Origin of the sequence: Segatella copri (assembly GCF_019249655.2) — a bacterium.
In the GTDB taxonomy this organism is placed as follows: Bacteria; Bacteroidota; Bacteroidia; order Bacteroidales; family Bacteroidaceae; genus Prevotella.
Genome location: NZ_CP137557.1, coordinates 2,867,936 through 2,894,132 on the forward strand (window position 1 = coordinate 2,867,936; position 26,197 = coordinate 2,894,132).

At 43.1% G+C, this 26,197-nt stretch carries 21 protein-coding genes; 5 read left to right on the forward strand and 16 right to left on the reverse strand.

What is annotated here, in order from left to right:
• Positions 1 to 11: 11 nt before the first annotated feature.
• A complete protein-coding gene (locus KUA49_RS11795) occupies positions 12 to 701 on the reverse strand; it encodes an OmpA family protein (protein WP_218413280.1) in 690 nt (229 codons plus the stop codon).
• A gap of 306 nt (positions 702 to 1,007) precedes the next feature.
• Here KUA49_RS11795 and proS point away from each other — a divergent pair, with 306 nt between their 5' ends.
• From proS to KUA49_RS11810, 3 genes are all read left to right on the forward strand, one after another.
• Positions 1,008 to 2,489 carry a proline--tRNA ligase gene (proS, locus tag KUA49_RS11800; protein WP_217765048.1) on the forward strand — a complete coding sequence of 494 codons (1,482 nt, stop codon included), beginning with the start codon at positions 1,008 to 1,010 and terminating at the stop codon, positions 2,487 to 2,489.
• A gap of 67 nt (positions 2,490 to 2,556) precedes the next feature.
• Entirely contained in the window at positions 2,557 to 2,964 is a 408-nt protein-coding gene (locus KUA49_RS11805; RefSeq protein WP_218413279.1) for a hypothetical protein, read from the forward strand.
• Between the two features lie 177 nt (positions 2,965 to 3,141).
• Entirely contained in the window at positions 3,142 to 3,534 is a 393-nt protein-coding gene (locus KUA49_RS11810; RefSeq protein WP_218413278.1) for a hypothetical protein, read from the forward strand.
• 55 nt (positions 3,535 to 3,589) lie between these two features.
• On the opposite strand, the gene KUA49_RS11815 is transcribed toward KUA49_RS11810, so the two are convergent.
• The 9 genes from KUA49_RS11815 to KUA49_RS11855 form a co-directional block, all read right to left on the reverse strand.
• Positions 3,590 to 4,153, reverse strand: coding sequence for a DUF5675 family protein (locus KUA49_RS11815; protein ID WP_217765050.1), 564 nt, complete (start codon positions 4,151 to 4,153; stop codon positions 3,590 to 3,592).
• Between the two features lie 37 nt (positions 4,154 to 4,190).
• Positions 4,191 to 6,878 carry a hypothetical protein gene (locus KUA49_RS11820; protein WP_256624903.1) on the reverse strand — a complete coding sequence of 896 codons (2,688 nt, stop codon included), beginning with the start codon at positions 6,876 to 6,878 and terminating at the stop codon, positions 4,191 to 4,193.
• Positions 6,879 to 7,167: 289 nt separating this feature from the next.
• Complete coding sequence (locus tag KUA49_RS11825; RefSeq protein ID WP_256624902.1) at positions 7,168 to 8,319, reverse strand: BRO family protein; 1,152 nt, start codon at positions 8,317 to 8,319, stop codon at positions 7,168 to 7,170.
• A 610-nt stretch (positions 8,320 to 8,929) separates the two neighbouring features.
• The gene (locus tag KUA49_RS11830; protein ID WP_203050643.1) at positions 8,930 to 9,466 is read right to left on the reverse strand and encodes a hypothetical protein; all 537 of its coding nucleotides are present in this window, start codon (positions 9,464 to 9,466) and stop codon (positions 8,930 to 8,932) included.
• A complete protein-coding gene (locus tag KUA49_RS11835) occupies positions 9,459 to 9,620 on the reverse strand; it encodes a hypothetical protein (RefSeq protein ID WP_318331611.1) in 162 nt (53 codons plus the stop codon). The genes KUA49_RS11830 and KUA49_RS11835 overlap by 8 nt, the downstream gene beginning before the upstream one ends.
• 193 nt (positions 9,621 to 9,813) lie before the next feature.
• Positions 9,814 to 10,266 carry a hypothetical protein gene (locus KUA49_RS11840; protein ID WP_203050641.1) on the reverse strand — a complete coding sequence of 151 codons (453 nt, stop codon included), beginning with the start codon at positions 10,264 to 10,266 and terminating at the stop codon, positions 9,814 to 9,816.
• A gap of 183 nt (positions 10,267 to 10,449) precedes the next feature.
• The gene (locus KUA49_RS11845; protein WP_218413277.1) at positions 10,450 to 10,794 is read right to left on the reverse strand and encodes a hypothetical protein; all 345 of its coding nucleotides are present in this window, start codon (positions 10,792 to 10,794) and stop codon (positions 10,450 to 10,452) included.
• 115 nt (positions 10,795 to 10,909) lie between these two features.
• A complete protein-coding gene (locus KUA49_RS11850) occupies positions 10,910 to 14,020 on the reverse strand; it encodes a type I restriction endonuclease subunit R (protein WP_218413276.1) in 3,111 nt (1,036 codons plus the stop codon).
• A gap of 2 nt (positions 14,021 to 14,022) precedes the next feature.
• Positions 14,023 to 15,267 (reverse strand): restriction endonuclease subunit S, encoded by a 1,245-nt coding sequence (locus KUA49_RS11855; RefSeq protein WP_318331694.1) that lies wholly within the window; start codon positions 15,265 to 15,267, stop codon positions 14,023 to 14,025.
• A 137-nt stretch (positions 15,268 to 15,404) separates the two neighbouring features.
• Here KUA49_RS11855 and KUA49_RS11860 point away from each other — a divergent pair, with 137 nt between their 5' ends.
• Positions 15,405 to 16,628 (forward strand): transposase, encoded by a 1,224-nt coding sequence (locus tag KUA49_RS11860; RefSeq protein ID WP_153093847.1) that lies wholly within the window; start codon positions 15,405 to 15,407, stop codon positions 16,626 to 16,628.
• A gap of 15 nt (positions 16,629 to 16,643) precedes the next feature.
• Here the strand turns inward: KUA49_RS11860 and KUA49_RS11865 are convergent, their stop codons facing one another.
• The 6 genes from KUA49_RS11865 to KUA49_RS11890 all read right to left on the reverse strand — a co-directional run bounded on the left by KUA49_RS11865 (position 16,644) and on the right by KUA49_RS11890 (position 24,242).
• A complete protein-coding gene (locus KUA49_RS11865) occupies positions 16,644 to 16,775 on the reverse strand; it encodes a hypothetical protein (RefSeq protein ID WP_256624962.1) in 132 nt (43 codons plus the stop codon).
• A 3-nt stretch (positions 16,776 to 16,778) separates the two neighbouring features.
• Positions 16,779 to 17,648: a hypothetical protein gene (locus KUA49_RS11870; RefSeq protein WP_218413640.1), complete on the reverse strand. Its 870-nt coding sequence runs from the start codon at positions 17,646 to 17,648 to the stop codon at positions 16,779 to 16,781.
• 309 nt (positions 17,649 to 17,957) lie between these two features.
• Positions 17,958 to 19,412 (reverse strand): hypothetical protein, encoded by a 1,455-nt coding sequence (locus KUA49_RS11875; protein WP_117677891.1) that lies wholly within the window; start codon positions 19,410 to 19,412, stop codon positions 17,958 to 17,960.
• 1,485 nt (positions 19,413 to 20,897) lie between these two features.
• On the reverse strand, positions 20,898 to 22,121 hold the full coding sequence (locus KUA49_RS11880) for a site-specific integrase (RefSeq protein ID WP_234564422.1): 1,224 nt from the start codon (positions 22,119 to 22,121) through the stop codon (positions 20,898 to 20,900).
• Between the two features lie 265 nt (positions 22,122 to 22,386).
• On the reverse strand, positions 22,387 to 23,844 hold the full coding sequence (locus tag KUA49_RS11885) for a type I restriction-modification system subunit M (protein ID WP_218413627.1): 1,458 nt from the start codon (positions 23,842 to 23,844) through the stop codon (positions 22,387 to 22,389).
• A 14-nt stretch (positions 23,845 to 23,858) separates the two neighbouring features.
• On the reverse strand, positions 23,859 to 24,242 hold the full coding sequence (locus tag KUA49_RS11890) for a hypothetical protein (RefSeq protein ID WP_218413628.1): 384 nt from the start codon (positions 24,240 to 24,242) through the stop codon (positions 23,859 to 23,861).
• 217 nt (positions 24,243 to 24,459) lie between these two features.
• Here KUA49_RS11890 and KUA49_RS11895 point away from each other — a divergent pair, with 217 nt between their 5' ends.
• Positions 24,460 to 26,148 carry an IS1182 family transposase gene (locus tag KUA49_RS11895; RefSeq protein WP_318331612.1) on the forward strand — a complete coding sequence of 563 codons (1,689 nt, stop codon included), beginning with the start codon at positions 24,460 to 24,462 and terminating at the stop codon, positions 26,146 to 26,148.
• Positions 26,149 to 26,197: the final 49 nt, after the last annotated feature.

Consider the following 26,197-nt stretch of genomic DNA (forward strand, 5'->3'; position numbering starts at 1 on the left):
AAGAAAGATTCTTACTTCAAAGTACCGTTGTTGGCAGCGTTAACCATTGCCTGGCTAGCATAGAGATAAACCTCTACACGGCGGTTCTGGGCACATGCAGCCTTGGTAGCAACCACTGGGTTAGAAGAACCCAGACCCTGTACGCTCTTTACCTGACTTGCAGATACGCCGCAAGAAGAAAGATAGTTGTATACCGCCTTGGCACGATTCTCACTCAGAGGAACGTTTACGGCATCAGAACCTGTAGCATCAGTATAACCCTGGATAGCAACCTCACAGTCGCTGTTGTTCTTCAACACCTGAGCAAACTTAGCCAAATCGTTCTTGGCATTGGCGTTGAGAGTAGAACCGTTCAATGGGAAGAGGATACCAGAATCGAAGGTCACCTTTACGGCAGTCAGTCCGTTGGCATCAGTCACTGTGGATACCTGTGCATTCTTCACAGCCGCAGCCTCTGCCTTTACCTTATCCATGTGCTTTCCAATCAAGTTACCCGCAGTACCACCCACGGCAGCGCCGATGGCAGCACCCACTGCAGCACCTGTTCCACGATGGCTATTGTTCAGCAAACCGCCAACGAGAGCACCCAAAGCAGCACCAGAACCGGCACCAACGGCAGTACCTGTCTGCTGATTGGTTCCACAACTACCAAGAACAAGCAGCATAGAGAGCGCTGCTGCAGTTAAATTCATCTTTTTCATTTTAAAATTCTCCTATAATTATGTTATAATTGTTCAATAAACCTATTTTTTGGTGCAAAGATACTTATTTTTCCCCAAAAATGATAGGTTTCTAATATTTTTTTTGTAATTTTGCATGCAAATTTACATGTATTTGCCGAATTGAGGCAGGGAAAATGCCTATTTCCATGTAGGAAATCCCCTAAATGCCAATTTCGGGAGACTCAGGACGACCCTTCCATCAAGGTTTCTCCTTCTCCGCCCAGGGCGCTATACATTATTATATATAAAGTGAAAATATAAAAAAAAAGAAATATAAATAGGAATATGGCTAAAGAACTTAAGAATTTGACCAAGCGCGCTGATAACTACAGTCAGTGGTACAACGACTTGGTTGTGAAGGCTGACCTCGCAGAGCTCTCGCCAGTTCGCGGATGTATGATCATCAAACCATACGGCTACGCTATCTGGGAGAAGATGCAGCAGCAGCTCGACAAGATGTTTAAGCAGACTGGTGTACAGAACGCATACTTCCCTCTCCTCATCCCGAAGAGCTTCTTCTCTCGTGAGGCTGAGCACGTGGCTGGTTTCGCCAAGGAGTGTGCCGTGGTTACACACTATCGCCTGCGCTCTACAGAGGATGGCACCGAGGTGGAGGTTGATCCGAATGCAAAGCTCGATGAGGAGCTCATCATCCGCCCTACTTCCGAGACCATCATCTGGAACACCTACAAGAACTGGATTCATTCCTGGCGCGACCTCCCTATCCTCTGCAACCAGTGGTGCAACGTAATGCGTTGGGAGATGCGTACCCGTCCGTTCCTCCGCACTTCAGAGTTCCTCTGGCAGGAGGGCCATACAGCCCACGCCACCAAGGAAGAGGCTGAGGCAAAGGCTCAGGAGATGCTGAAGGTTTACGCTGAGTTCGCCGAGAAGTATATGGGCGTGCCTGTATTGCAGGGTGTGAAGAGCGAGACTGAACGCTTCGCCGGTGCCCTGAACACTTATACCATCGAGGCTATGATGCAGGATGGAAAGGCACTGCAGAGTGGTACATCCCACTTCCTGGGCCAGAACTTCGCCAAGAGCTTCGACGTAACCTATCTGAACAAGGAGAACAAGCCTGAGTACGTTTGGGCTACTTCATGGGGTGTTTCTACCCGATTGATGGGTGCCCTCATCATGGTTCACAGCGATGACAACGGACTGGTATTGCCTCCAAAGCTGGCTCCAATCCAGGTGGTTATCATTCCTATCAACAAGGGCGACGAGCAGTTGGCTCAGATCACAGCCAAGTTGCAGCCGGTTATCGACCAGCTCCGCGAGCTGGGCATCAGCGTGAAGTATGATGACAACACCGCTAAGCGTCCTGGCTTCAAGTTTGCCGACTATGAGCTGAAGGGTGTTCCAGTGCGTCTCGCCATGGGTGGCCGCGACTTGGAGAACAACACCATCGAGATTATGCGTCGTGATACATTGGAGAAGGAGAACGTCAGCTTCGATGGCATCGTAGATCGCGTGAAGAACCTGCTCGACGAGATTCAGGAGAACATCTTCGAGAAAGCCCGTGCTTACCGTGATGCTCACGTATACGAGTGCGACAACTACGAGGAGTTCAAGGAGCGCGTGAAGGATGGCGGTTTCTTCCTCTGCCACTGGGACGGTACAGCCGAGACAGAGGCAAAGATCAAGGAGGAGACACAGGCAACTATCCGTTGCGTGCCATTCGCTTACGAGCAGACTCCTGGTGTAGATATGGTTAGCGGCAAGCCAGCCGTAGCCCGTGTCATCATCGCAAGAAGTTATTAAAAATTATATAAAAAAGTGGGTTTTCAAAATCATAATTTAGGTTTTGAATAAAATTTAGATTTAGGTAATGATGAAGCAGCTGGTGCGATACATTCTTTTGATTGTATCCATGGTCTTAATAGGTCATGGCGATGTATCGGCTGCTTCTAATTTTGCTTCCGGAGCCCTCCCGAAGAAGGACGGCTTGGCGAAGGTAGAGCACCACGACCAGCAGCAGGAAGCCCAGTTGGAGAATGCCTCTTCACAGGCCTACAGGGCATGCAGCGAGCGTCCTCAGCGATTATTGCCGAGTGGCAATATTCATGGTGGCAATCAGGCAGCAAGTAGATTGCTCTTACATAGAATCCGTTTATTATCCACCCTTTTATCCGCCTTTTATGGTGGCATGGAGCCTGTCCGCCAGGAGAGTGCCCCTATCCACTTTGATGTCGCCAGCAAATATTATGTCATTTGCCTGCGGCGTCTCCTCTGCTAGTTTCCTTTTTTCATTTTATTGATGAGCATATATATCGTATATCCCTCTGGTATGCGATAAGGATTTGCACACCCCTATCCTAAATCAGCAGGATTAACAGAATCCCCTGATTATCAAGAAAAAACAGTTCAATTATATATATACAAAACAATTATATTTAGAAAAGGAAACATTATTATGGCAAAGATAAATCATTTGGAAATGACAGAGAATTTGATGGCACTCAACGACATCGAGGTAAAGAAAGGCTTCATGGGTTGGACTATGAAACTTGTTTACAAGCCAACCAACAGCGTGCTCAAGGTGAAGGAACAGGAGTACCCCATAGAGGATGGCAGAAAACTGGAGAACATCCTCTCTTCTGCCCCTGAGAACATGGAGGCAGCCATCAGCAAGTTTCCCGTTTCTGCCGTAGGTATGGGCAACATAAAGCTGGAGGCATGCATCTCGCAGGATGGCCAGTTTGTTGCCGCCCAGCTTTTGAGCTTCAAGGACTTCAGCTACCAGCCAGTCACCGAAATGAAGGTATATACCGGCAAGACAGCCGAGGCATTCGCCAAGCTGTTCTAAGAAAAAGTTGAGGAGGGTGTGTCTTGGACTTTTGACACACCCTCCACTTTTTCGATTATACAATGGTAAGCCAGATGGCCTCATCCCGCTCCTTCGCTTCCGAAATGCGCTGCATCAGGCGATGCAGCCAGATGCGGGAATTCACAACCATTCCCTTCACCTTGTTCTCACCCACCAGAATACACCCCTGCGTATCCTTCGGCTCATTACCCACATGAATCCGGATGCCCTCGAAACCGGGCACGCCCTGCACATAGGGTAACCACTCCTTAAATCTCGGCGACTTGGTAACCAGCACGGGGTAAGTGCCCTCGGGAATCGCCGTGGCGCCCTTCATCTTCTGCGCCTTCTTACCCGACACACGCCCCAATCGCACATTCTCCTCTTCGGGCTTCAGCTCCACCCCCAGAAGATTGCGCCAAGTAGGCTCCAGGGTATCACAAAAACAGGACTCCCCGTTCAGCAACCCGGGGTCGAAGGTGCTTGTGAACCAACGCTTCAGATGCGGGTTCATCATGGCACAATTCACCTTTCTCGTCACCTCCCCATCCTTCAGGATATACAGATGCCCAATGGTATAGGCATCCTTCCTGGCAATACGCTTCAAAATGATTTCCATAAAAAAGAACTATAAACTATAAACTATAAATTGTAAACTATAAATCGTGTCTATACTTAAGCTTTCTAAAACTGTCACAACTGTAACTGTCACGCCCATCCTCGCCCTGCGGCTTGATTCGCTCGATATACTGTCGGTGAACCCACTGGCGGATGATGCCCTTGGTGCCCTTCTGCTCCAATCCATGTTCCAATCGGAGAGCCTCCAACTGCGACAGGGTGAACACATCGGGCAAAAGCTGCAGCAGATTCTCCGGTCCACGCTTCGAACTTCTCTCGGCACTGTTCATTTCCTTCGCAATCATATCACCAAAGAAACGCATCTTGCACCACAGGTCGTAACGCTCGCTCCAGCGGATAAAGTCATCAATCTCAGGCTCCCACTTGAAACCATTCGCCACATAGAGCACGCATGCCTTGAGATAGGCTATCACGTTGGCACGAAAACTGAAATTCTCGTAGATGCGGTTCTGGGAGGTGCGGGCAAACTCGGCATTCTCGTTCTTCAGCACCGTGGCAAGCTGGAAGGCTTCCGGACAATCTACAAGTCCAGTGGCCATGCAGAGGTTCTCGATGTAAGGCTTCAAAGCCGTGCGATAAGCCTCGTCGTAGGTGCCGTAAACAGGAATGTCCTCGCCTATCTCCCGTTCGGGGATGGTGCAGAAATTGATGCGGCTCAGCGGTCCGTCTATCAGCACCTTCGAGAAATAGCGCTGTCCCTTGTCGATGGTGGAAGACGCATTCCAGTTGAACCGGATGGTAACTCTTTCCGTAACACTCTGAACACCAACACGCTGCTGACCAAAGGTATTTCCTGGGTCAAAGGCGAGGCACATGATGCGAAACTGCTGGTTTCCCATTCCCCTGAGGGCGTCAAACTGGTCGAGCTCGTTCATGGAAGTATAGAGAAAATGCTCCTGCGCCTCGGCGGTACGCATCACGAAAGCCGGATTGGTCATATCGGCATCAATCTCCTGGATGATAAGGTTTTCCGGACGTTTGCGCTTGTCCTTGTTGGCACCTTTTCGCACCATTTCATCCTTCCATTCCTTTTCACGGCGCATGTTTTCCTTATCACGCTTACGGATATCCTCCATGATATAATTGATGGGCATCTGCACGCACGATTTTCCGGCACCGGTACCGGCAAGCAGGCACACGGAAAGTGTTGCTTCATGCTCCACGTTATCAATATATCTGAAGCGTGTTCGCCAGAGATGCGTGGCGAGTGGCGGAAAGATGGCGCAAGCCACGGCAGGCTTGTAGATATCCGGAGTCTTGGATACCAGGAGTTCTACCAGCTTGGGCAGCTTCTCGGGCATGGGTGGCGGAGCTGGGTATTCATCGTCTTCACTTTGAACATCGGAATTAAAGCCCGCCAGGCGCCCCGGGGATTTGCAATCCCCGGCAAGCAAGCTGTACCCAGCATCCCCCATAATAGTACCCCCAACCAAGCCGCTGGCAGCCTTCTCTGCCGTGGCATTGATGCGGATTACATCACGCGAAAAAGGCTTCGAACTGTCTCCATATTTCGCATAGAAGTCATGAATCAGCTGGTGGCAGTCTCGCTCCTCATAATAGCTAGGCATCTTCTTCGCCACCACCTTCATCAGCTCCTCCTCGCTCATTACTCTAGATGCTCCTGCGCTCATAATAGCAAGCAGAGAGGAATGTCTGGACCCCACGGTATCGATATCCATCCCGCTCAATCCCGCAGCCTCCTTGAAGAGTTCGAAAGCTATGAGATTCTTCTCACTTGCTTCTTGGGTTGCCACTCCGCCAACATCTTGAGCATCTCCAGCAGGGCTGAGATGAGAATCATCAACACGATGGCTATCAACAGGTTGGGCAGGCTGAGCAGCAGTGCCAGCATAAACAGCGTTATCGCCGTTAGTGCCCTGAAATCGATTACTTTGAACATTGTCTTTACTTTGAACTTTGAGATTTGAACTTTGAACTTTATGATTACTATTAACTTTTAACTCTAAATTATTAACTTTCTGAAGGCTATTAACTTTTAACTTTAAACTATTAACTGCCACACCTCTTCCGTCAATCGTCAGCCCCCTCTTCACGAAAGCCTCTCTTCTCAATGAAATCTCCTCTGCGGGCAGCACCCCATACCACTCCTTCGAACGGTAAATCTCGGAATCCTTATCCGTGATGTAAATCATTCTCTCGGGCGATATGCAGCTCTCATCATAAGGCACACCCAGCGCCTCGCAATACGCACGCTGCGTCTCCTCGATGGTCATCCCCACCGGCATGCGGATATCGATATGCAGTTTCTTTCTGGCGGAATACTCCAGATGCAGCAGCATCCCCTTCCAGATGGTGTCGCTGCAGTTCAGCACCCTCGCACGCTCAATCGCCTGATCCACATACTCAGCTTCATCCACATCCACGGTAGTCTGAAAGAGGAAAGCCGTAGGATCAGCATTATCCTGCGCCCTTCGATTCTTCAGAAAACGATAGTAATGCGCACAACGGAAAGGCAACTGCCCCTTGATTCTCTGTTGCGCCTTGGCAATCTTGGCCTCATCAGCCCTGTCCACGCTGCGAATGGACTTCTCGCCACGAATCTGCAGCACCATCTCGTGCAGCCAAGGCAGCGAGATGGTCTTGTCATACTCCGAGAGCGGCTGGCAGCATGCGCTGCCCTTGTTGCCCCCTCGGAACTCATTGAATGCAATCAGATGTTGCATCGTTTCATTTTGTACACTCATGATTTTTAAATTTTCTTCATCGGATTACGCAGAGTTAACGGAACATTCTTGCGTCACGGATAATTTTCTTCATCCCAGACCGAGCAGGTCAAAAATCTGCGTCATCTGCGAAATCTGCGTCATCCCAGACCGAACAGGTCAAAAATCTGCGTCACATCTAAAGAAAAAGCAGCAAAGAAAAATCTGCGTCATCTGCGAAATCTGCGTGACCTAAAAAACAATCCGCGTGACCTAAAAAACAATCCGCGAGTAATCCGATGAATAAGATGAATAATAAATGATTAATAATTTACCCCAGATTCTTCACCTCATACATTTCTGCGAGTTCCCAGAAGCGATGCACCAGGTCGTGGATAAACTTTCTGCCCTTCTCGGTCCATACCAAGTAAGTGTTCGTCACCACTTTTCCCACCTTACGCTTCGTTCCGTCGCCCGCAGGCGTCATAAAGGCACGATACTTGGTTCGGCTCTTCGCCAACCCCATGTGCGCATACTCCGCATAGAGCATATACTGTCCGCTCTGGTAATACTGCACATGCAGCGAACAGAGCGAGCGGTTCAGCTCCTGCGCCGTGATGCCCAGCTCCTTCGCCACCTGGGTGGTGGTGAAGCACGAAACGGAATCCAGCACATTATCCGAATACATCGCCTTTGGCAGAAGTCCGTCCACCTGACGCTCCAGAGCCACCACATTCTGTCCCTGAATAGCCATGCGGACCATCTGGTCGTTCACCTCCTCATTGAGTCGATGAATCTCCTCATCCTGCTCGCCGATGAGTTTCTTGTCGAGTCCCATCTGCACTTCCTGCTGATGCAGTTTTGATTTCTGCTCCTCCATCAGAATCTTCTGCTCCTCCATCAGAATCTTCTGCTCCTCCATCAGCTTCTTCTGTTTCTCCAGCAGGTTCTCCTTTTCCTTCAGGGTAGCACGGAGAATCTGTTCGGCATTGCGAATCATCTCCTCCTCGCTCTCCCCCTCATTCACCGGGATATAACCGCCCGTCTTGCGAATCTGCGGCAGCACCACCGAGGTAACCCAATCCTTAAACATCAGAGCCGATGGCAGCTTGGAACCCAACACCAGGGCATAGAATCCGCTTTCGTTAACGAAGATCATCTGCACAATCTGCATTTTACCCTCGCAAACACCAAAGCGATTTTTGGCAGGTCTAGCAACATAGCGTTTTACGATATCGCTAGACCTAACATGTTGACTTACAGCACTTGACGAATTTTTATATCCCAGCGCATCACACAAATCCTTAGCACAGAACCAAGGTTCGCCCTTCTCATCAGTAGCCGTGCGAACCATTCCAAACTCCGGATTTTCAAACACACACACAGGTGCCGCCTTCTTCTTATTCTTAGAAGACAGCGCACCACACTTGGCAGAGCCAGCAGCCTTGCTGCCCTCTGCCTTCTGATTCATTGATTTCATCATAACGAATAAAATTTAATGTAAATAACTCAAGTTTCGCAAGTAACCTCCGGTCCCCGAAGGGGGCCAACTTTCAATAACCGCTGGTGGAATGACCGAAGGTCATGGAACCTGCGGACAACCAATAGTAGGGAGAAAGCGTCCCCAAAGGGGGCGAACCTCATCCAGTCTTGCTCCTGTTCGCCCCCTTCGGGGACGACAAGAGAGTTTCTGTCACTATCCGCAGGTTCCATTCCCTTCGGTCATTCCACCCGCGGTTATTCACATTCGCCCCCTTCGGGGACGGTAGAATGCTACTTGCGAAACTTCAATAAATAAAAAATAGAAATTAAAAAATTGTATCAGCCTTGTCAAAGAACGATGGGCTGATACGCTGCGCCAACTACAACATGGCACGAAATCCATGCCAGCACCCTGGCGATAGGAAACGGAAAAGCCCCGAATCCCAGAACACGGCTCGTTCTGAAATCCGGGGCAAAAGTAGAAAGAAATCTCCGTTACGCCATTTCCGCCAAATGCGCCAAATTGAATTCGGCGGAAAATAAAAAAGGGCAACCCTTTCGGATTGCCCTATATACTAACAAGTTATGCCATTAACTATATTTTCTTTACGTCAAATAGAATCCATATAATCCGCAACATTACACTCCACATCCACATCAACATGACCGGCATTAATCTTCTTTCTGATATAATCGCCATACGACTTGGGAGTCACCTTCATCTCTAGCTTACAGTCTTCCTGCAGGAATCTAGTAATGGAAGCCCCGTTGGGAGTACCCGAATATAAGTAACCCTGCTCGGACCAATACTGGTAGAAAGCCACCACACTCTCATTCATCACCCCATCCGAAGTAGAAAGCTGCTCGTTCGAAAGATGATGCAGTTTGAGATAATTCACAAAGGCATTCGCCATCTTCCCCGTCAGGTTCACATCCTTCCCGCCATTCTTGTCGGGAAAGAGCACCTCGGCAGTTCTTCCTGCTGCAGAAGAAGAGCATTTCACCTTAACACTCTGCTCAAAAACAACTTCATCAGAATCGTTCTTCTTTTCAGAAGAAACTTCAGAATTCTTATGCTGAAGTCCTACCCCCTCATAGTTATTTTCTATATAGGTAACAGGGCCATTAATACGAAAAATTCTACTCATCGGTAGCCTCCTTCAAATCATCATCATTAGAATTCACGTAATTATTCTCGATATATTTGCTGTTAGGCTGCATATATACCACGATCTTAAACAAACAGAATCCCCCATGTTTACAAAACAGGCGGATGAGTCTAAAGAAAAATCTCTTACCCATAACTAAAAGGTATTAAATTAAATAATATAGTTGATTGGGTCCTCTAGTGGTTGCGGAGAGGGCTAGACTAACGAATAGCCAAGGAGAGCTTCATAGGGTGGCATCCTCGATACCAGCAGACTAGTCTTCCCTAAGTAAATTTGCTTGATTTCTTCATTTCTGTAATTTTGTCATTTGTTTATATTATTAGTATTTATTTGTTAGGCACAAAACGCCTTTGGTATATTTCTACCTGTTCTTCCAATTTGTTAAGTTGTTTCAAGTCTCTCGCAAATGTAATCCACTGCGAAAAAGCTTCATTGAAATTCTTTTCAAATAGGCTCTTATCAAACTTTTTACTTTCCGCCCTATGCCGCTTCTCCAGCTCATCAACAATTGTATCCCAATGTAACAGAATACAACAACACCATCTTCGCTGCTGATAAGTACGGAATTTTACTTCCCTGTTCAAGATTCCGGTTACTGTAGAAAGTCTGATGTGAATGATATTAGAAAACTGATATGCGGATATCAGTCCACCACCATTACCAATAAAAGAGTTGAGATACAAGATGATGCACTCTTCTTGTATCCAATCGATTTGGTCCTCTAGCTGAGCTAGATTTTCCCGCATCAACCCTCTTCTATGTTTTGCAATATCCAACATACTGATGTAAATTTTTGCGAATTTACTACTAATTGTTGACACGGCAAAATCAATGTCACACCTAAAAGCAATAGGCGTGAGTATTTTTCAGAAACGTTAATACTTGAATAAAATTAAACTACAGAATAACAAAAAAAGGAGAAAAAGTGCGCATTTTTAGTGCTACACTTCCTCTCCTTACTTTCACGATTGTTCCGGCAATTCCGTTACCATTTCCACGGCCTTCGTAAATGTCATGATAGGCGGCAGCTTTACCCCCTTACTTCTCAAATACTTCACCATTTTCTTCTTAGCCCAGTTGATTCTTGAATCTCGCTCGTTATAGAGTTCTCTGAGCTGCTTCACCTTGGATGGAAGCGTTTTCAGCATTTCCCGCAGTTCTTTCGGGTCGCCATACTCAGCCTTTTCATCTTCCATCTCCTTGATACGAGCCTTCAAGGCCTTGTTCTCCACCACCAGCTGGTCGTAATGGTGGAGCAACAGTTTTACCTGCTGCTCGTAGGGCAGGTCTTTGTTCATTTCATACATAAGCTTTCTCTTCACCGTGTAGAGAGGAGGGCTGAAAAACATTTTAACTTGCAACTATCCGTTCCTTATTAGAGTTACACCCTTCTCCTAAAGAAGGTAGAATGCTAATGCCATGTTACACATTTGCATAATCTCTATTTGCTATAAACCCTTTTATGGCTTGCAGCAAGCCATACTGAAACGAATCATTACCCTTGTACTCATCATAAAAGCTCTTGTCTCCTTTGCGCATAGCTCTCACATAACGAGCAAGGATTTGACTCATAACCTCGTCAGCCGCATCTTTATCCGAATTATCTTTTACTAGCGATACATAATCCTCATCCGACTCTACATGACGCATAAGATGTATCAACTTGGATTTCTGCTCCTGAGGATCAGCCTTCCAGCCTTTGAACCAACGTTCATTAAACTCTTTCACAATTTTATCCAAAGGATCCAGCCTTCCATCCTCTCCACCTGCGTTTACCATATTCGGACTTAATGGGTCAATGGTGCTTTCACCAGGGTCTAAATCGATATGCTGATTCAATGCAGTGCGACGAGTACCGTAAGTATTGAGATCAATACTATTCAGCAAATCCTTTAAGTCATCATCCTCAGATTCTTTAACTTTCAGTTCTGGAATCAAGACACGGAAGAACCAGAAAAGGCGCTCCCATTCTACCACTTCGTATTCCAAAATAGCCGAAGTGCGAGAATAGATTTTTACGAACTGCTTACACTTCATTTTAAAATCAGCCTTTCCATTTCCTTCGAATTTTATTTCCTCATTAAAACGTTGGGCGCAAGTATCAATAATCGGTGACCATTCATCCGCAGGAACTCCTTTGATAAAGAGATCTGAGAATAACACCACTTCTTCCATAGTGAAAACACCGATACTGAGTAAAAACGACTTGAGTTCATACAATACATTCACATCAGTATATCCACTTAATGCAGTTGCTGTATAGTATGGCTCAAAGGATTTTTTCATATCCTCCGTGGTATTATAGAAGTCGAGAATAAACAAGTCTTCGCTTTTCTTACCTAGTTCGGGTGCCGACCGATTCAAACGCGAGAGAGATTGCACTGCCAATACATCAGCCAAAGGTTTGTCAATATACATGGCACATAGCTTTGACTGATCAAAACCAGTCAGATATTTATTGGCAACAACCAAGATTCGGTTATCATCCTCTTCGTCGAATTTGTCAGCCGTCTTGTTATCCGAGAATCCATTCATTGTGGTCTCGGTATATTTTTTTCCACCCAACTCTTTCTCGCCAGAAAATGCTATCAATGCTTTATAAGGCAACTTCTTTTTAGCTATAATATCGCAGATAGACTGATAATAGTGGATTGCACACTCTATATCACGGCAAACCACCATTGCCTTTGCTTTATTATCCAACTTATGCGAATGATATACTTTTACATCAAAGTGCGCCATCATTATTTCCGCCTTTGCCTGGATGGTCTTTGGATTTCGTTCCACTGCCTGGCGTATTTTCTTTTGAGCCTTATCATTGTTAAACAGCGGATTATCCTTGACATTTTTTATCACCTCATAATAGCCTTGATAAGTCGTATAATTAGTGAGGACATCCAAGATAAAGCCTTCCTCGATAGCTTGCTTCATACTGTAGAGATGGAACGGGTAAAACTTACCTACCTCACCACGTTCACCTTTCACATCTTCCCAGCCGAATCGTTCCAAGGTTTCACGTTTTGGAGTACCTGTAAAGGCAAAATAAGAACAATTACTGCTCATCTTACGGTCCCTTATAAGTTTCTCAATTAAAGCATCTGTATCAGCATAATCAACATCACTCTCTTTCTGCATGGATGCGTTCATCTTATCAGAAGTGATTCCAGACTGCGAACTGTGAGCTTCATCAATAATGATGGCAAAGTTGCGATCGCTTACGTCTTTAATGATATCACAAATTTCGGGAAACTTCTGTATCGTCGTAATAATTATTCGTCTATTTTGCTCTATTGCATCCTTTAAATCCGACGAACTATCAGCATGAGATACAATTTTATCAGAATTCCCAAACGCATTGATATTTCTTGCATTTTGTTTGTCCAAAAGGCGACGGTCTGTTACCACAATAGCCGAATTAAACAACTTATCTTCCAAACCTTTCGCTCTTTTTGCAGACATTGTCTTTGGACAAACATTAATAATCTGATATGCCAGCCATGTGATGGAATTTGTTTTGCCTGAACCTGCAGAATGTTGAATCAAATAACGTTCACCTACTCCTTTCTCAGCAACATCAGCAAGTAACTTATTAACAACATCTAACTGATGAAAACGAGGGAATATAAGTTTCTTGGCATTCTTTAAGACATGTGGTACCTTTTTGCCCGTCTTTGCTTCACCATAATCGAAATAAACGTAATTATCTATAATATCCGCAACAGAGTCTTTCTGCAATACCCACTCCCACAAATATGAGGTTTTATATCCATGCGGGTTTACGGGATTTCCTGCACCTTGGCCATTTGGAAGACCTTTATTAAAAGGCATGAAATAGGTATCCTTCCCCTCCAACTTGGTAGTGAAGAATATCTCATTTTTATCGCCTGTAAAGTGAGCAAGACAACGTCCGAATCTCAACAGTCTATCTTTCGGATTGCGATCTTCCTTATATTGTTTTTGCCCATTATATCTAGCCGTTTGCCCTGTCCATGGATTTTTCCACTCAAAGGTAAAGAGAGGAAGTCCATTAACATAGAGTACCATATCGATTTCATCGCCTGGATGCAACGTCGAATAGGTTTGCTGGCGAGTTATAGAGAACTGATTCTGCATATAATCCTCCTTGCTTATCTCCGCATCAGCAGCCGACGGCTTTGGATACCAAAGTTTTAACTTGATATTATCTACATCAATGCCTTCACGCAAAACCTTGATGACCCCAAACGTTTCAATTGTTTTGGTGATACGTTCTGCAATGGCAAATTCAAGCGTATTTCTTCCCTTATAACTATCAAGAATCTCCTGCTGAGTAGCATGGAGAAAAGACATGAGACGACGAGTGTCAATCGCCCAATCCTCGTCTGTCTTAAACTTAAAATCACTTGGCACACCCCAGTAATATTGGTTACTGTCGGGATGCTGAGAATCCACATCTTCCTTGGTAATCCCCAGCTTCTCACGTTCTTCTTTCGTTGAGCCTACGAGAGCTTTTTCAATCAAAGCCTCAAAGGCCTCTTCTTTAATATCTGACATGCTCATGATACACGTACCTTTCCTGTTACTACTTCGTTAATTATAATTTGCTTACGCTCCTGAAGGAGGGAGATTTGACGTGAAATATTCTCTATCGATTTTTCTATGGCAGAGGTTTTTTCATCCAAAAATCCCACTATATGCTTTTGCTCATCCTCAGAAGGAATTAACAACATTGATGTTTTTAAAATTCTACGCCCAATACTATAAACCTTTACGCCATTTACCAAAGATTGAATTTGGCTTTTCCATGCTTTCGACTTGAATAGGTAAGCATAATATTTAGGGAAGAACAAATCTTGAGGTCTTGCTATTACAGTATGATAACCAGCAAATAATTTATTTTCAAAATCATTAAAAGCAAAATTACCCGACCCTTCAATATCCTCAGATGTATCAGCAAATACAAAATCATTTTGATTCAACAGACATTGGGTATGAGATTCTAAATATTTAGGCGAAACATATCGAACCAGCGATTCAGTCATTGTTGTACCTAAATTATTTTTAGCATGAATCTGACCATAACTTATCACAGCAACACCTTCTTCTTGAAGATTTGCTTTTGTTATAGGCAATCCCTTGCCAAATGTAAAATGCTTACCAAAAGGTTCTACCTTCCAATGATTCGGAATCATACCAATCATATCAACACCACTATCCTTCATTTCTACGTTTCCGTCCAAACCTTTCGTCACAGCATTTTGGATGATAATCTGCTTACGCTCATTCAATAAGTCAATCATCTTTTGTTGCATAGCTATCGCTTTGTCAATACCAAAAGTCTCTTTATCTAAGAAATCAACAATAGCATCCTGCTCTGAAGGTAAAGGAAACAAAAGAAAATTATCCTTTAGTTGTTTTCTTCCAATACTATAAACCTTTACTCCATTAACAAGATTTCTCACACGATTTTTCCAAGCATCAGACATAAATAGATATGCATAATATTTAGGATTATACAGACTATCTTGCCTTGCCACTATCGTATGATAACCAGCAAATATATCATCCTTAAAATCATTATAAACAAAGTTTCCAGAGCCCTCTATATCTTCCGAAGTATCTGCAAAGACAAAATCATTTTTTGTCAATAAACATCGAGGATGTGTATGCAGGTAATCTTGCGAAACATAACGAACCAATGATTCGGTAAGAGTAGTTCCTAAATTATTCTTTGCATGGATTTGTCCATAACTAATAACAGCAATACCATTCTCTTTTAAATCAGCCTTTGTTATAGCAATACTGCGTTAAATTAATATTTAATCGTCTGTAAATCAATAACTTATATTAAGAAATGCTTATGAAAACTTAACTATAGAAAGTTGGTCAAGTCGCTGATTTTCAGTAACTTTGCAAATCACGACAAACGCAAAATTATATGAATACAGGACTTGACCAATATATGGATATCTTTAAAGATGCAGTTGAAGATTCGGCTGCAAAGTTAACAAAAAGTTTCGAGAAAATACTCATCGAGGTGATAATTTTGTTCATGGTAATACCAAGAAAGATAAATTTCACCCAAATGGGGAGGTATGGCTCGCATGTTGAGCAAACCTATCGCAACGCATTCGGCTTAAAAAAGTCGAAAAGCATTGACTGGCTCAAACTTAATGTCTCACTTGCCAAGCGCTTCTTTGGTAAACAGGGAAGATGGGCTATTGCCATTGATCCCAGCTACATCAGCAAAGCTGGCAAGAAGACTCCACATATCGGTCGTTTTTGGTCGGGATGTGCACAGTCTGTTAAACATGGTCTCGAAATCATGGGTATTGGCCTCATTGATATTGATGCCAAAGACTGCATGATGTTAAAAGCACACCAGTCGCTAAGTAATAAAGAACTGAGTCTTAGAAACAAGACTATGGTAGATTTCTATATCAGCGTCATTAAGCGTTACCGCAAGGAACTTCTTAAACTCTCAACCCTCATAGTTGCAGATGCTTACTTCTCTACAAGTACATTTGTTAATGGGATAAAGAAAGAAGGGTTCTCTTTGATAAGCCGCTTTCGTGACAATGCTTGTCTCTTTTATGTCTATGCTGGTCCACGTACTGGAAAACGTGGTCGCCCCAAGACCAAGGATGGCAAGATTGATATGAAGAATCTTGACCTCACTCGAATGGAGAAGATGGAGATGAAAGATATAGAAGGAACAGCTTATACTTTGATAGCCTATTCCAAGGCACTCAGGTGTAAAGTTAGACTTGTCATCTGGCAGATGCCGAATGGCAAGAAGAAACTATTCTTCTCTACAGACACCTCACTTTCGGGTGAAGAAGTACTTCTTTATTATAGAACCAGGTTCCAGATCGAATTTTGCTTTCGTGACGCCAAAGGCTATACTGGTCTTATGGACTGCCAGGCTCGCGATAAGTGGAAACTCGATTTTGCTTTCAATGCTTCGTTCACATCACTAAATGTTGCCAAGGTAACTATGAAGGAGATGGGAATGGAATATTCTATGTCTTCATTCAAGTCACTGATGACCAATATTTATCTGGTGAAACGAATTTTTAAAGCAAGCGGGTACACCCCGAACCGAACTTTAATTAGCAAGATTTTCAAAGATCTCTCGTGCTTACAGCGTATAGCTGCTTAGCACATTATTGAATTATTAACGAACTATTGTTATAGGCAATCCTTTTCTAAATTTAAAATGCCTTCCAAAAGGTTCAATCTTCCAGTGACTAGGAATTTTCCCCAGCCACTGAACACCACTATCCTTATATTCTTTATATCTTTCCATTTACTATTCCTCCTTACCTAAAAGTTGACGAATAAAGCCATCATTCTCTTGGTCGAGAGCAAGAATATCTGCCTCATTTTCTGCAAGCGAGCGCAATGGAGCAGGCTTATAGAAATACTTGGTGAAGGAAATCTCACAACCAATTTTTGTTGGCAGTAAATTTATCCATGCGTCCTTTACGTATGGACGCACCTCACGTAGGAAGTATTCATAAATATCTTCCTTAACAGGTATTTTCTCCGTATCACGTAAGTCACTATCAGACTCATACTCTACATATATTTTACTGTCATCCAAAGCTGCCCAATAGCCATAATCGTTCAATTGCTCTTCTTCAACACCATAGTTTCTCATAAGGTCCACAATGTCCTTACAGTTAGCTTTACATGTTCTTTTCACTACAGGTTGCGCTTTCGGATCAACAACGCTCATAGCTCTAGCAATAGCTTTCAAGTCCGCAGCACTCGTTTTTTCGGTCAAAAATTCTGCCGCAGTTTTAATGCAACCAAAGAACTTATTATAATCCATATATTCCTCTTTGCCCACAATTTTCATCAGCTTACGAGCCAAATCAACCAAACCTCTGCGCCCCTGCCATTTCTTAGCAGAAATCAAATTGCTAAGCTGCTTATCCGTCTTCTTAATCTCATGCTCTTGCAGATAGCCTTTAATAGCTGGCATCTCACTTTCTATACCAGCAAATACTTTTTCGCCATAAGTCTGATAAAGCCACTTTGAAAGCACCACATCTGACTTATCGTAAAGCATTTCATCAATCTTCAATTGAGAAAACTTGCTACGCAAGCGAAGTGGACGTTCAATAGTAACATTATAGAATCGGAAATCATCATTATCAAAAACCTTTGACTCCACCTTATTTTCATCAGAAGCATCTTTTTCGGAAAAATTCTTCTATAATCTGCTGAATAGCTTAAAATGAGCGATTTATAAGTGTTCAACCTCAATAGAGGTAATGACTTGGCAATAGTCACAACTTCTGCAATATGCATATGTTTGCTTTGCCTAACAACTCTTTACAGTTGCAAAAATACAAAATAAAAATGAAACCACACTATGTTGGTGCAAAAAACAATAGTCATAAAACAAAGATTAACTTCGCCTTATGACTATTGTTGTTATATAAGCTACATTCAATTGCGTTATCCACATTAAACTTATTTATCATTTAATTGGTTCCGCATGCACATAGTATTCACTGTTTATAGGGTCTTCCCCGTCAGTTTTAAGTATCAGTACCATGCGAGAATGTTTTGTACGCCAATATGCTTTAATATCAGCATCTTCGGGTAGTGCCTTAAACGTTTTACACAGCGAAGCCTTTTCTGTTTTTTTTATAGTACTATGTGCTTCATAGTACTGGTCCATAATCTTCAACAGACCTTCTCTTTCACGTTCAAGCACGCCTAACATATATTCCTTGTCGTTTTTGTCTTTTGCTCCTTTCAGTACAATACGTAACTCTGCATACGGTTTTGTAATGTCTTCTTTGTAGGCAGTAGGTGGAGTTAGGATAAACTCACGGCTCTTGTCCAGCAAGCAATATTCTGTTAGTTCGGGGTTCTTGGAATTATACCTTACGTTATCCCAATCGTAACCAAAGAATCCATCATTCACCAAATAGAGCCTCTTTCGGGCTTGATAGACAATACGGCCATCTTTATAGCCATTGGCATAGACAATAGTATTGTCATGAGGCGTGAAGAAGTATGTGCTCCACCAATAGGAAGTATTCAAACAGTTTGTCTTACGTTCCATGATTCCAAAGCTATCTGGCATATCACGACAATCACTCGTCCAAGTAATTGAATCGTAGTAGTTGTAATAGGCATTATCTGAAGAGTTGAAACCATATTCATCGGTAAGCTCAAATGTTACAAGGCAGAAGGTCTGAAACACAGGGTCTGTGTTGTCTTTGTCGTCTTCTGCATAGTATGCCTTAATCTTAAACTTGCAGTTGTCGGGAACAGAACGGTCAATATCCGTATCATACGTGTAACTTTTCTTCATCATTTCCAAATCGGTTTCGGTCATGCGTTTATATACAATCATGCCATATATAGACTTGTAACCATTGCTGCCATCACTCGTCGCTCCCAATTTTTGTATGGTGTACATTAAGGTTTTGCCATTCGACTCGTCAAGCTTAAGAATCTGCATGTATCTGCTGTCTGTTGTCTGCTTGTTGCTGCCAAACAGTATGAAGCCTTTGTCCATGTCATAAGTCCATGATACACGACTGAAACAAAAGGCTGGCAAGGCATCACTATAAAAATAACTAAAAGCTTGCTGTGATGTCTCAAACCAAAAGTGTGTAGGGCTGCCACCAAATCTGTCTTTCCAAAATTCCTCCTTGCTCAACTTTCCGTTTTCCTGTACCTCATAAGTGGCAATACTCTCCCAACCATAGCCCTTGACCTTACTCTGTATTTCTTCTGCTGCTATTGGCTTTCTCCCTTTTAGCACACAGCACCCCTCATCATTAACAGTATAGGTTTGGTTGAATAGATTCATATCCAACTTACATTGCTCAACACTCAATTCCTCAGACTTATCGCAACTGCCAAATACAACAGTGCAAGCTACGATGAGTGCTATTAACCAAAACTTCTTAGTCATAATAATCCAAATTTAAAGATTTTACATATAGACAGATTACGGATTTTCAGTGTTTCAAATTCTGCTGTCCAAGATAACTGAGTGCAAAAATACAAAAATATCAACGTAATAGTGCATTTTTTTATTTTTTATAACACTCAAAACATACTTTTGTGCAAATAAAGGAAGAATAAACTACACCTGACAAATCTATTTACATATTTCTATGCACTGCCTACAGTTGGTACACTCACTTTCTGCAACCGTTGGGAGCAAAATTTCTCCGCCCTCATGGTGGAGCGAGGCGTTTTGGGGTTCCCAAAACATAACCTCGCTTCCTCCTCTAAGAACAAAAGACGAGATATTTGCCTTTCGGCTTTCCATGCCCAAGGTTGCAGACCTTAATTCTCTCAATTTACGCCAAACATCAAAGCTGCCACATTGAAAGAACAAGGTCACAGACACAAGCTACTTTGTACATGGAGTTTGCAAAGGAAAAGGTGATATTTTCAGTGTGAAACTTGCCAAGTGTTTCAGTTGTGTGTTGTTGATTTCCTTTGTGAACTATGCCGAGTGTGCTGTGTGTCCTCGGTATAGTCTGCATAAATCTAATGCCATGCTAAAACACTGCGGAGGTTCGCCCAAGTGGCTGGAGGCGCAAAGCCTCCAAGGAACGTTGCTGCAACCATTTCGGAGAATAGAGCGGTTGCCAATTAATCCACAAGCACATTTTACAGCGTACCAAGTGAGGGCATGTAAAACGTTGAATTGTTGAAGATAGGTGTTATCTTTATGAGAACCAACCACTTATACCCTCAACAAACTCTCAACAAATAGCTCTACACAACAAATTACTGGGCTAAAAAGAAAGAAAGGAATGGTGTTCATGGTTTTCTCTTTTCAACATTATCTTTCTTTTGTTGAGAGATTTGTTGAGAATATGTTGAGCCGTAAATGCCTGATGTTCAATACTTCTTTCATCATATTCAACAATTCAACAAAAATAAGGGGTGTTTTGTCCGTCATTTTTAGGAACAGAACTCATCCCCCTACAAGTAAGAATGTCATGCTTATGCTTCAGTACTTATTCACGACAGTACGACAGCGCCAAGCCAACAAACAAGCAAGAGGACATTCAACTAAAGGCGGTTGTTCTTCTATTGAGTTGTAGGATAATGACACTACTTTTCTCTTTTGCCCCGTACAATCTCTTGAAGATGGTGACACGAAACCGAGCTGCCCCGTATGAGTTTATACGGAAGCAAAGGGCAACAATCATCGGAAAGCCATACAACGTTTGCCAAATGCCATTGGAAGTTTCCTGTTTCTGTTGGACTTTCGACACCGTCAATAAACCATCCTTGTATATTGACCTTATCACAGCATGGAGTTTCATGGCGGTGACATGAAGCATATCAACCAATTCACCCTCACTCATCCACAAGTCTTGCAAGTTGGACGGAATGGATAACATTCCATTTCCGTCCACGGTGATTACTGTCCTTTTCATGCCATTCCTCCCATTGTAGGCAAATGCCCCTTGATTCGACTTTCAAAAGCTGATATGTCATGCTCCAATTTAGTACTTGTCACCTTTGCGTAAATTTGTGTTGTGGCGATGTCCGTATGTCCCAGTATCTTGCTTACACTCTCTATCGGCATACCGTAGTTTAAAGCCAAAACTGCGAACGAATGCCGGCTTACATGAAATGAAATTCGCTTCTTGATGCCACACATTTTTGCCACTTTCTTTATACGCTTGTTTACCATGTCAAGTGAGCCAATATTAAACAAGTGCATATCTTTTCTCAATGGCTTGTAACGTTCAATTATCTGTATGGCTGCATCTATCAGTTTAATTTTGAATGGTACGCCTGTCTTTTGACGCTGAGAAACTATCCATGGAGACCCACTTATAATGGCAACATTGTCCTCTGTAAGATTCTTGATGTCAACGAAAGAGATACCTGTCCAACAACCAAACATAAACAAGTCTCTCGCAAAAGCAAAGTTGGGATTTTCCAACTCTATTCCTGCCAATATGTCCAATTCTTCCTCTGTCAAGAACTCCCGCTCCTTGTGGTCTGGGTCAACGTGGTACATGGCAAACGGATTTCTCTGTATCTTGCCGTTGTAGTGTGCTGCCGTGACGATATGCTTCAATGGTATGGAGTATATCCAAATGGTAGATTGCGTGAGTCCAATGACATTCTTCAAATACAGACAAAAATCACGGATGAACTCCTCGGTAAGCTCATTCATGGACATATCGCTGCGCTTGTACTGAAATTTGATGAACTCGGCAACGTACTTTCTTACCGTCAGATACTTGCGGTAGGTTCGGACAGCTCGGTCTTTTCCCACGCGTTGGGCAAAGGCTGCGTTCTCCTTGTCAAAAGCTCTGAGTAATGTCTCATACTCCGTACCTATGCCTTGATATGCGTTTCTCACCATTTCAGCGGTAACGAACGCCTCACGGTCGGAAAGCCGTTGGTAATGCTTAGCGATTTGAGCCTTGATGTTATCAAGCGCAAAGTTCACCTCATTGGCTTCCTTGCTTCTGCCTTTGGCTCTGTTGCCCTTGGCATCCCATATCGCCTTGGTCACGCTCAGCTTGCAACTGAACTGTGCGATAGTTCCGTTGATTGTCACACGTCCCATGATAGGGACAATTCCGTTTCTCTCCTTGCTTCCGTTTACATAGAAGACTGTCTTGAATGTACTTCTCATAATTCCTTGCTTTTTGTTCTGTGCAAAATTAAATCATGAGAGTTGCATGGCAAATTCACAACCTGTGCAGAATTGAGAAGTAAAAACCGAAGCCGTTAAAAATGCTTATTAGAGAGTTTCTTTGAGGTAATGACTTGAAAGCGTTTCTACTTCTCAAATCCGTCATTTTCGCATTTCCTCACGAACGTCACTTAAAGCCAACAACTGCCACAACCACTTGAAACTCAAAATAAAAGCCCAAATCTGCTATTTTTTGCTTTTTTAGTCATTCTTTTTCTTCAAAAGCGATATAAGCGTCCAATATCTGCTGACGATATTCATCAGTAATCATGCAATTACGAGAACCCTGATTTCTACGCAATTTTTCATAACATTCAGACGCATTAATCAACTGTACTTTTCCCTTACGCTCAGGACGTTTTTTATTCGTAAAAATCCATACATAGGTTGTAATACCCGTATTATAGAAAATATTATTTGGCAACTGCACAATAGCATCCACCAAATCATTCTCCATCAAATATCTACGAATATTACTTTCGCCACTTCCTGCATCACCTGTAAAAAGAGAACTACCGTTATGAATGGATGCGATGCGACTTCCCATTGGTTGTAAATCCAAAGACTTCATCTTATTGATTTCTTCCATTACAAAGAGAAGTTGACCATCGGAAGTTCTTGGAGTACAATCCAGCACTTCTTTCTTTCCTGCAAAATTGGTTAACGCCAGCTCAAAGCGAGAATCTGTCAGTTGTTTTTTATCGCTGTCGTAAATCTTCTCCTTATCAGTTTTCCAAGATTTTCCATAAGGAGGATTCGTCAACGTAAATCCAAAGCTAGTCTGCGAGAAATGGTTTGTTGTAATAGTATTACCCAAATGAATTCCCTTAGGATCTACACCCTTAATTATCAAATCGGATTTACAAATAGCATAAGTCTCTGGGTTAGTCTCCGTACCTGACAGTTGGATAGCCAGAGGACGAACGCCAATACTCCTTAAATATTCATAGCCCTCGGTAAGCATACCGCCAGAACCACAAGCAGGGTCATAGAGGGTTATTATTTTAGGTAATTCGTCCTTAACCGGCTCAAAGATAAGATGCGTCAATAGTGAGATAGCATCACGTGGGGTGAAGTGCTCACCAGCTTCCTCATTATTCTCTTCGTTAAAACGGCGCAACAGTTCCTCAAATACGGTTCCCATTCCTACATTGTCAAGAGCTGGCAAAGGTAATCCATCTGGATCGTATTGCAATGTATTCGTAAGGTTGATACGAGTATCGGTAATCTTCTGAATAATAGCCAACAGGCGATCATTATCAGCAAGTTTGCGCGCTTTGTTTAAGAAATCAAAGTTCTTCAATACATCGCCCACATTCTCACTAAATCCATTCAAATACTCTACAAAATTTTTATAAAGCAAATCATTGTTGTCTGGAGCCTGATTCTTTATACGATTCAAAGTCCATTTAGAGGTATTATAGTAAGAGAGCTTAGTTATATCACGCATTACCCCCTCATCTATCTCATCATTTGGACCCAATTGTTCCAGCTCTTTTAAAACTTCATCCTTTGTTGGCTCTAAAAGTGCATCCAATCGACGCAATACTACCATAGGGAGGATAACATCACGGTATTGACCACGAAGGAACACATCACGTAACACATCGTCCGCAATGTTCCAAATAAGAGAAACTATCTGATTATAATTAATATCTGCCATAAAATGTATTTTAATTAATGATTAAAATGGAGCGTAACCTCCCCATCAGGCATTTCTTCAATGCTCTGCACCCATTCGATGCTGCCTGTATCGGGATTTACGTCTATCAAATATTCAATACCTTTCTCCTGTTCACCAAACTGCACGGCGAAGCGCCAAAGGCCATCGTTTAGGACTTTGGTTCTCGAAATATTCATCGTTGATACTTGGGTAAAGGATATGTCAAGGTGCTTAGCTATCTCTTCATAGCTAAGTATCCATTTGGGATGCTTGATGTCGTGATTGATAAGATATACTATACCATCGGTGGTATAAGTAATGCCGTCGGTTTCATTTATGGCATAGTAAGTGCGTGTACCACTAGCTGAAATGCAGATGACACGCTCACCTGCATCCATCGTTTCATCCTTACTGCAACTGGCAAGGACAAACGCTAATATAAAGGCTACTAAAGCCTTGATGCCCGCCGATATGGGGGAGGCCGTCCGAAAACTTAATTAGGGAAGCAAACAACTGAATTGGGCATTTTTCTTTTGCTCTTTATAGTTAATTAACCTCGTATCTTCTTGATTCTCAATTATTTTATGTATCTTTGTAGTAAAAAACAAGAAAGATATGGCATATAAAAAAGGACAAGATAGACGACAGAGGGTTCTTTTCCCTGATTGCATTGACGAGTATGTAGAGGCTGACGCCCCTGTTCGCTTGTTTGATGCTTTTGTCGATAATCTCAAAATGGATGAACTGGGATTCGTCCGCAGTACTCCTGCAGAGACAGGTACTCCTGGATATGATCCTCGCGATCTCCTCAAACTCTATATTTATGGTTACTTCTATCAGGTACGTTCCTCTCGCAAACTTGCTCGTGAGTGCAAGTGTAACGTAGAGGTAATGTGGCTGCTCAACAAGCTGACTCCTGACTTTCGTACAATCTCCGATTTCCGCAAGGACAACAAGAAGGCTATTACTAAAGTTTTTAAAGAGTTCAACAAGTTTTGTATGGGACTGAAGCTCTTTTCCAAGTCGTACATCTCTATTGATGGAAGCAAGTTTAAGGCTGTAAATGCTAAAGACAACAACCTTACTCTAAGCAAACTCGATGACCGAATCAAGCGTCTTGATGAACATATTTCAATCTATATGGAAGAACTTGAAGCATACGATCATGAGGAAGGACGCAGGCTCTCTAAAGATGAGTTGCAACGTAAGCTTGATGTTTGCAAGGAGCGCAAGGAACGCTATGAGGGATACCGTGATACACTTGAGAAAAGTGGTGAAAGCCAGATTTCCTTAACCGATCCTGATTCCCGACTAATGAAAGCCAACGAAGGCTTTTGTGTCGGTTATAATGTGCAAACTGCAGTTGATGCGGAGAGCCATATGATAGCAGGCTTCCTGGTAACCAACAGTCCAACAGACCATGGTCAGCTTACAAGCGTAGCATCTGAGGTGAAAGCCGATTATGGTGTTGACGTTCTTGAATCAACTGCAGACAAGGGGTACGAGTGTCCCGAGGTTCATGCAGATGCATTGGCTAATGGTATCGTACCAAATGTCATCCAACGTGATGGCAGCTGCACGGAGCAGGTTCAGTTTGACTATAACGAAGCTACCATAACTGACGAACAAAAGTCAAGTACTAATCCAGAAGATTTGAAGGCATGTCTTGAAGCTGCAGTCATACCGGAAGCCTACAAGGATTTTTTAACCGATGCACAGATTGTAGAGGTCAAGGAGTACACTTCTGATGTAGCAGAGTCTGCTGTACTGAAGATGACTCCCGGGCAGATGCGTGCCAAGGCTCTTGAAGGATACTTCGTGAGGGATGCCGAACGCAATCTTGTCTATTGTCCGCAAGGAGAAATCCTGAGGCAAAAGTCTATCAAAAGAAACGGTATGATCCGCTACTGCAACAAGCTTGCATGTAAAAAATGCAAGTGCAAGTGTACCATCCAGAAGTTCAAGGAGGCAGACTTCAACAAAGACACCTTGATAAAGGCAACCGAAGCAAAACGCAAGCAACTCAAAGAAGAGAATAAGGACAAGCCAAAACCTCCAAGAATGAAGATCGTGAAGAAGGGTGTCCGTTACGTTTTACATCTAGATCAGAACAAGATGGACAATCGCAAATGCCTCTCCGAGCATCCTTTTGGAACCATGAAGCGAGCACTTGGGCAATACTACTTTTTACTGAAAGGCAAACTGAAAGTAACTGCTGAGATGGGTCTCTTTTGCCTATCTTATAACCTTCGTCGTGCCATATCTCTCAAAGGTGTACCTGCTTTGATTGCTTCTCTTGGATAATGACCTGTAGGGATCAATACCATCGAAAAACACGCTCTATTAGTGTTCA

Coding starts and splice junctions, on each gene's coding strand:
- KUA49_RS11880 (WP_234564422.1), bottom strand. CDS start 22,121: ATGAGAAGTACATTCAAGACAGTCTTCTATGTAAACGGAAGCAAGGAG.
- KUA49_RS11840 (WP_203050641.1), bottom strand. CDS start 10,266: ATGTTGGATATTGCAAAACATAGAAGAGGGTTGATGCGGGAAAATCTA.
- KUA49_RS11795 (WP_218413280.1), bottom strand. CDS start 701: ATGAAAAAGATGAATTTAACTGCAGCAGCGCTCTCTATGCTGCTTGTT.
- KUA49_RS11875 (WP_117677891.1), bottom strand. CDS start 19,412: ATGACTAAGAAGTTTTGGTTAATAGCACTCATCGTAGCTTGCACTGTT.
- proS (WP_217765048.1), top strand. CDS start 1,008: ATGGCTAAAGAACTTAAGAATTTGACCAAGCGCGCTGATAACTACAGT.
- KUA49_RS11815 (WP_217765050.1), bottom strand. CDS start 4,153: ATGGAAATCATTTTGAAGCGTATTGCCAGGAAGGATGCCTATACCATT.
- KUA49_RS11830 (WP_203050643.1), bottom strand. CDS start 9,466: ATGAGTAGAATTTTTCGTATTAATGGCCCTGTTACCTATATAGAAAAT.
- KUA49_RS11820 (WP_256624903.1), bottom strand. CDS start 6,878: ATGAGTGTACAAAATGAAACGATGCAACATCTGATTGCATTCAATGAG.
- KUA49_RS11850 (WP_218413276.1), bottom strand. CDS start 14,020: ATGTCAGATATTAAAGAAGAGGCCTTTGAGGCTTTGATTGAAAAAGCT.
- KUA49_RS11805 (WP_218413279.1), top strand. CDS start 2,557: ATGATGAAGCAGCTGGTGCGATACATTCTTTTGATTGTATCCATGGTC.
- KUA49_RS11835 (WP_318331611.1), bottom strand. CDS start 9,620: ATGGGTAAGAGATTTTTCTTTAGACTCATCCGCCTGTTTTGTAAACAT.
- KUA49_RS11890 (WP_218413628.1), bottom strand. CDS start 24,242: ATGGATGCAGGTGAGCGTGTCATCTGCATTTCAGCTAGTGGTACACGC.
- KUA49_RS11825 (WP_256624902.1), bottom strand. CDS start 8,319: ATGATGAAATCAATGAATCAGAAGGCAGAGGGCAGCAAGGCTGCTGGC.
- KUA49_RS11885 (WP_218413627.1), bottom strand. CDS start 23,844: ATGGCAGATATTAATTATAATCAGATAGTTTCTCTTATTTGGAACATT.
- KUA49_RS11810 (WP_218413278.1), top strand. CDS start 3,142: ATGGCAAAGATAAATCATTTGGAAATGACAGAGAATTTGATGGCACTC.
- KUA49_RS11860 (WP_153093847.1), top strand. CDS start 15,405: ATGAATACAGGACTTGACCAATATATGGATATCTTTAAAGATGCAGTT.
- KUA49_RS11845 (WP_218413277.1), bottom strand. CDS start 10,794: ATGTATGAAATGAACAAAGACCTGCCCTACGAGCAGCAGGTAAAACTG.
- KUA49_RS11865 (WP_256624962.1), bottom strand. CDS start 16,775: ATGGAAAGATATAAAGAATATAAGGATAGTGGTGTTCAGTGGCTGGGG.
- KUA49_RS11895 (WP_318331612.1), top strand. CDS start 24,460: ATGGCATATAAAAAAGGACAAGATAGACGACAGAGGGTTCTTTTCCCT.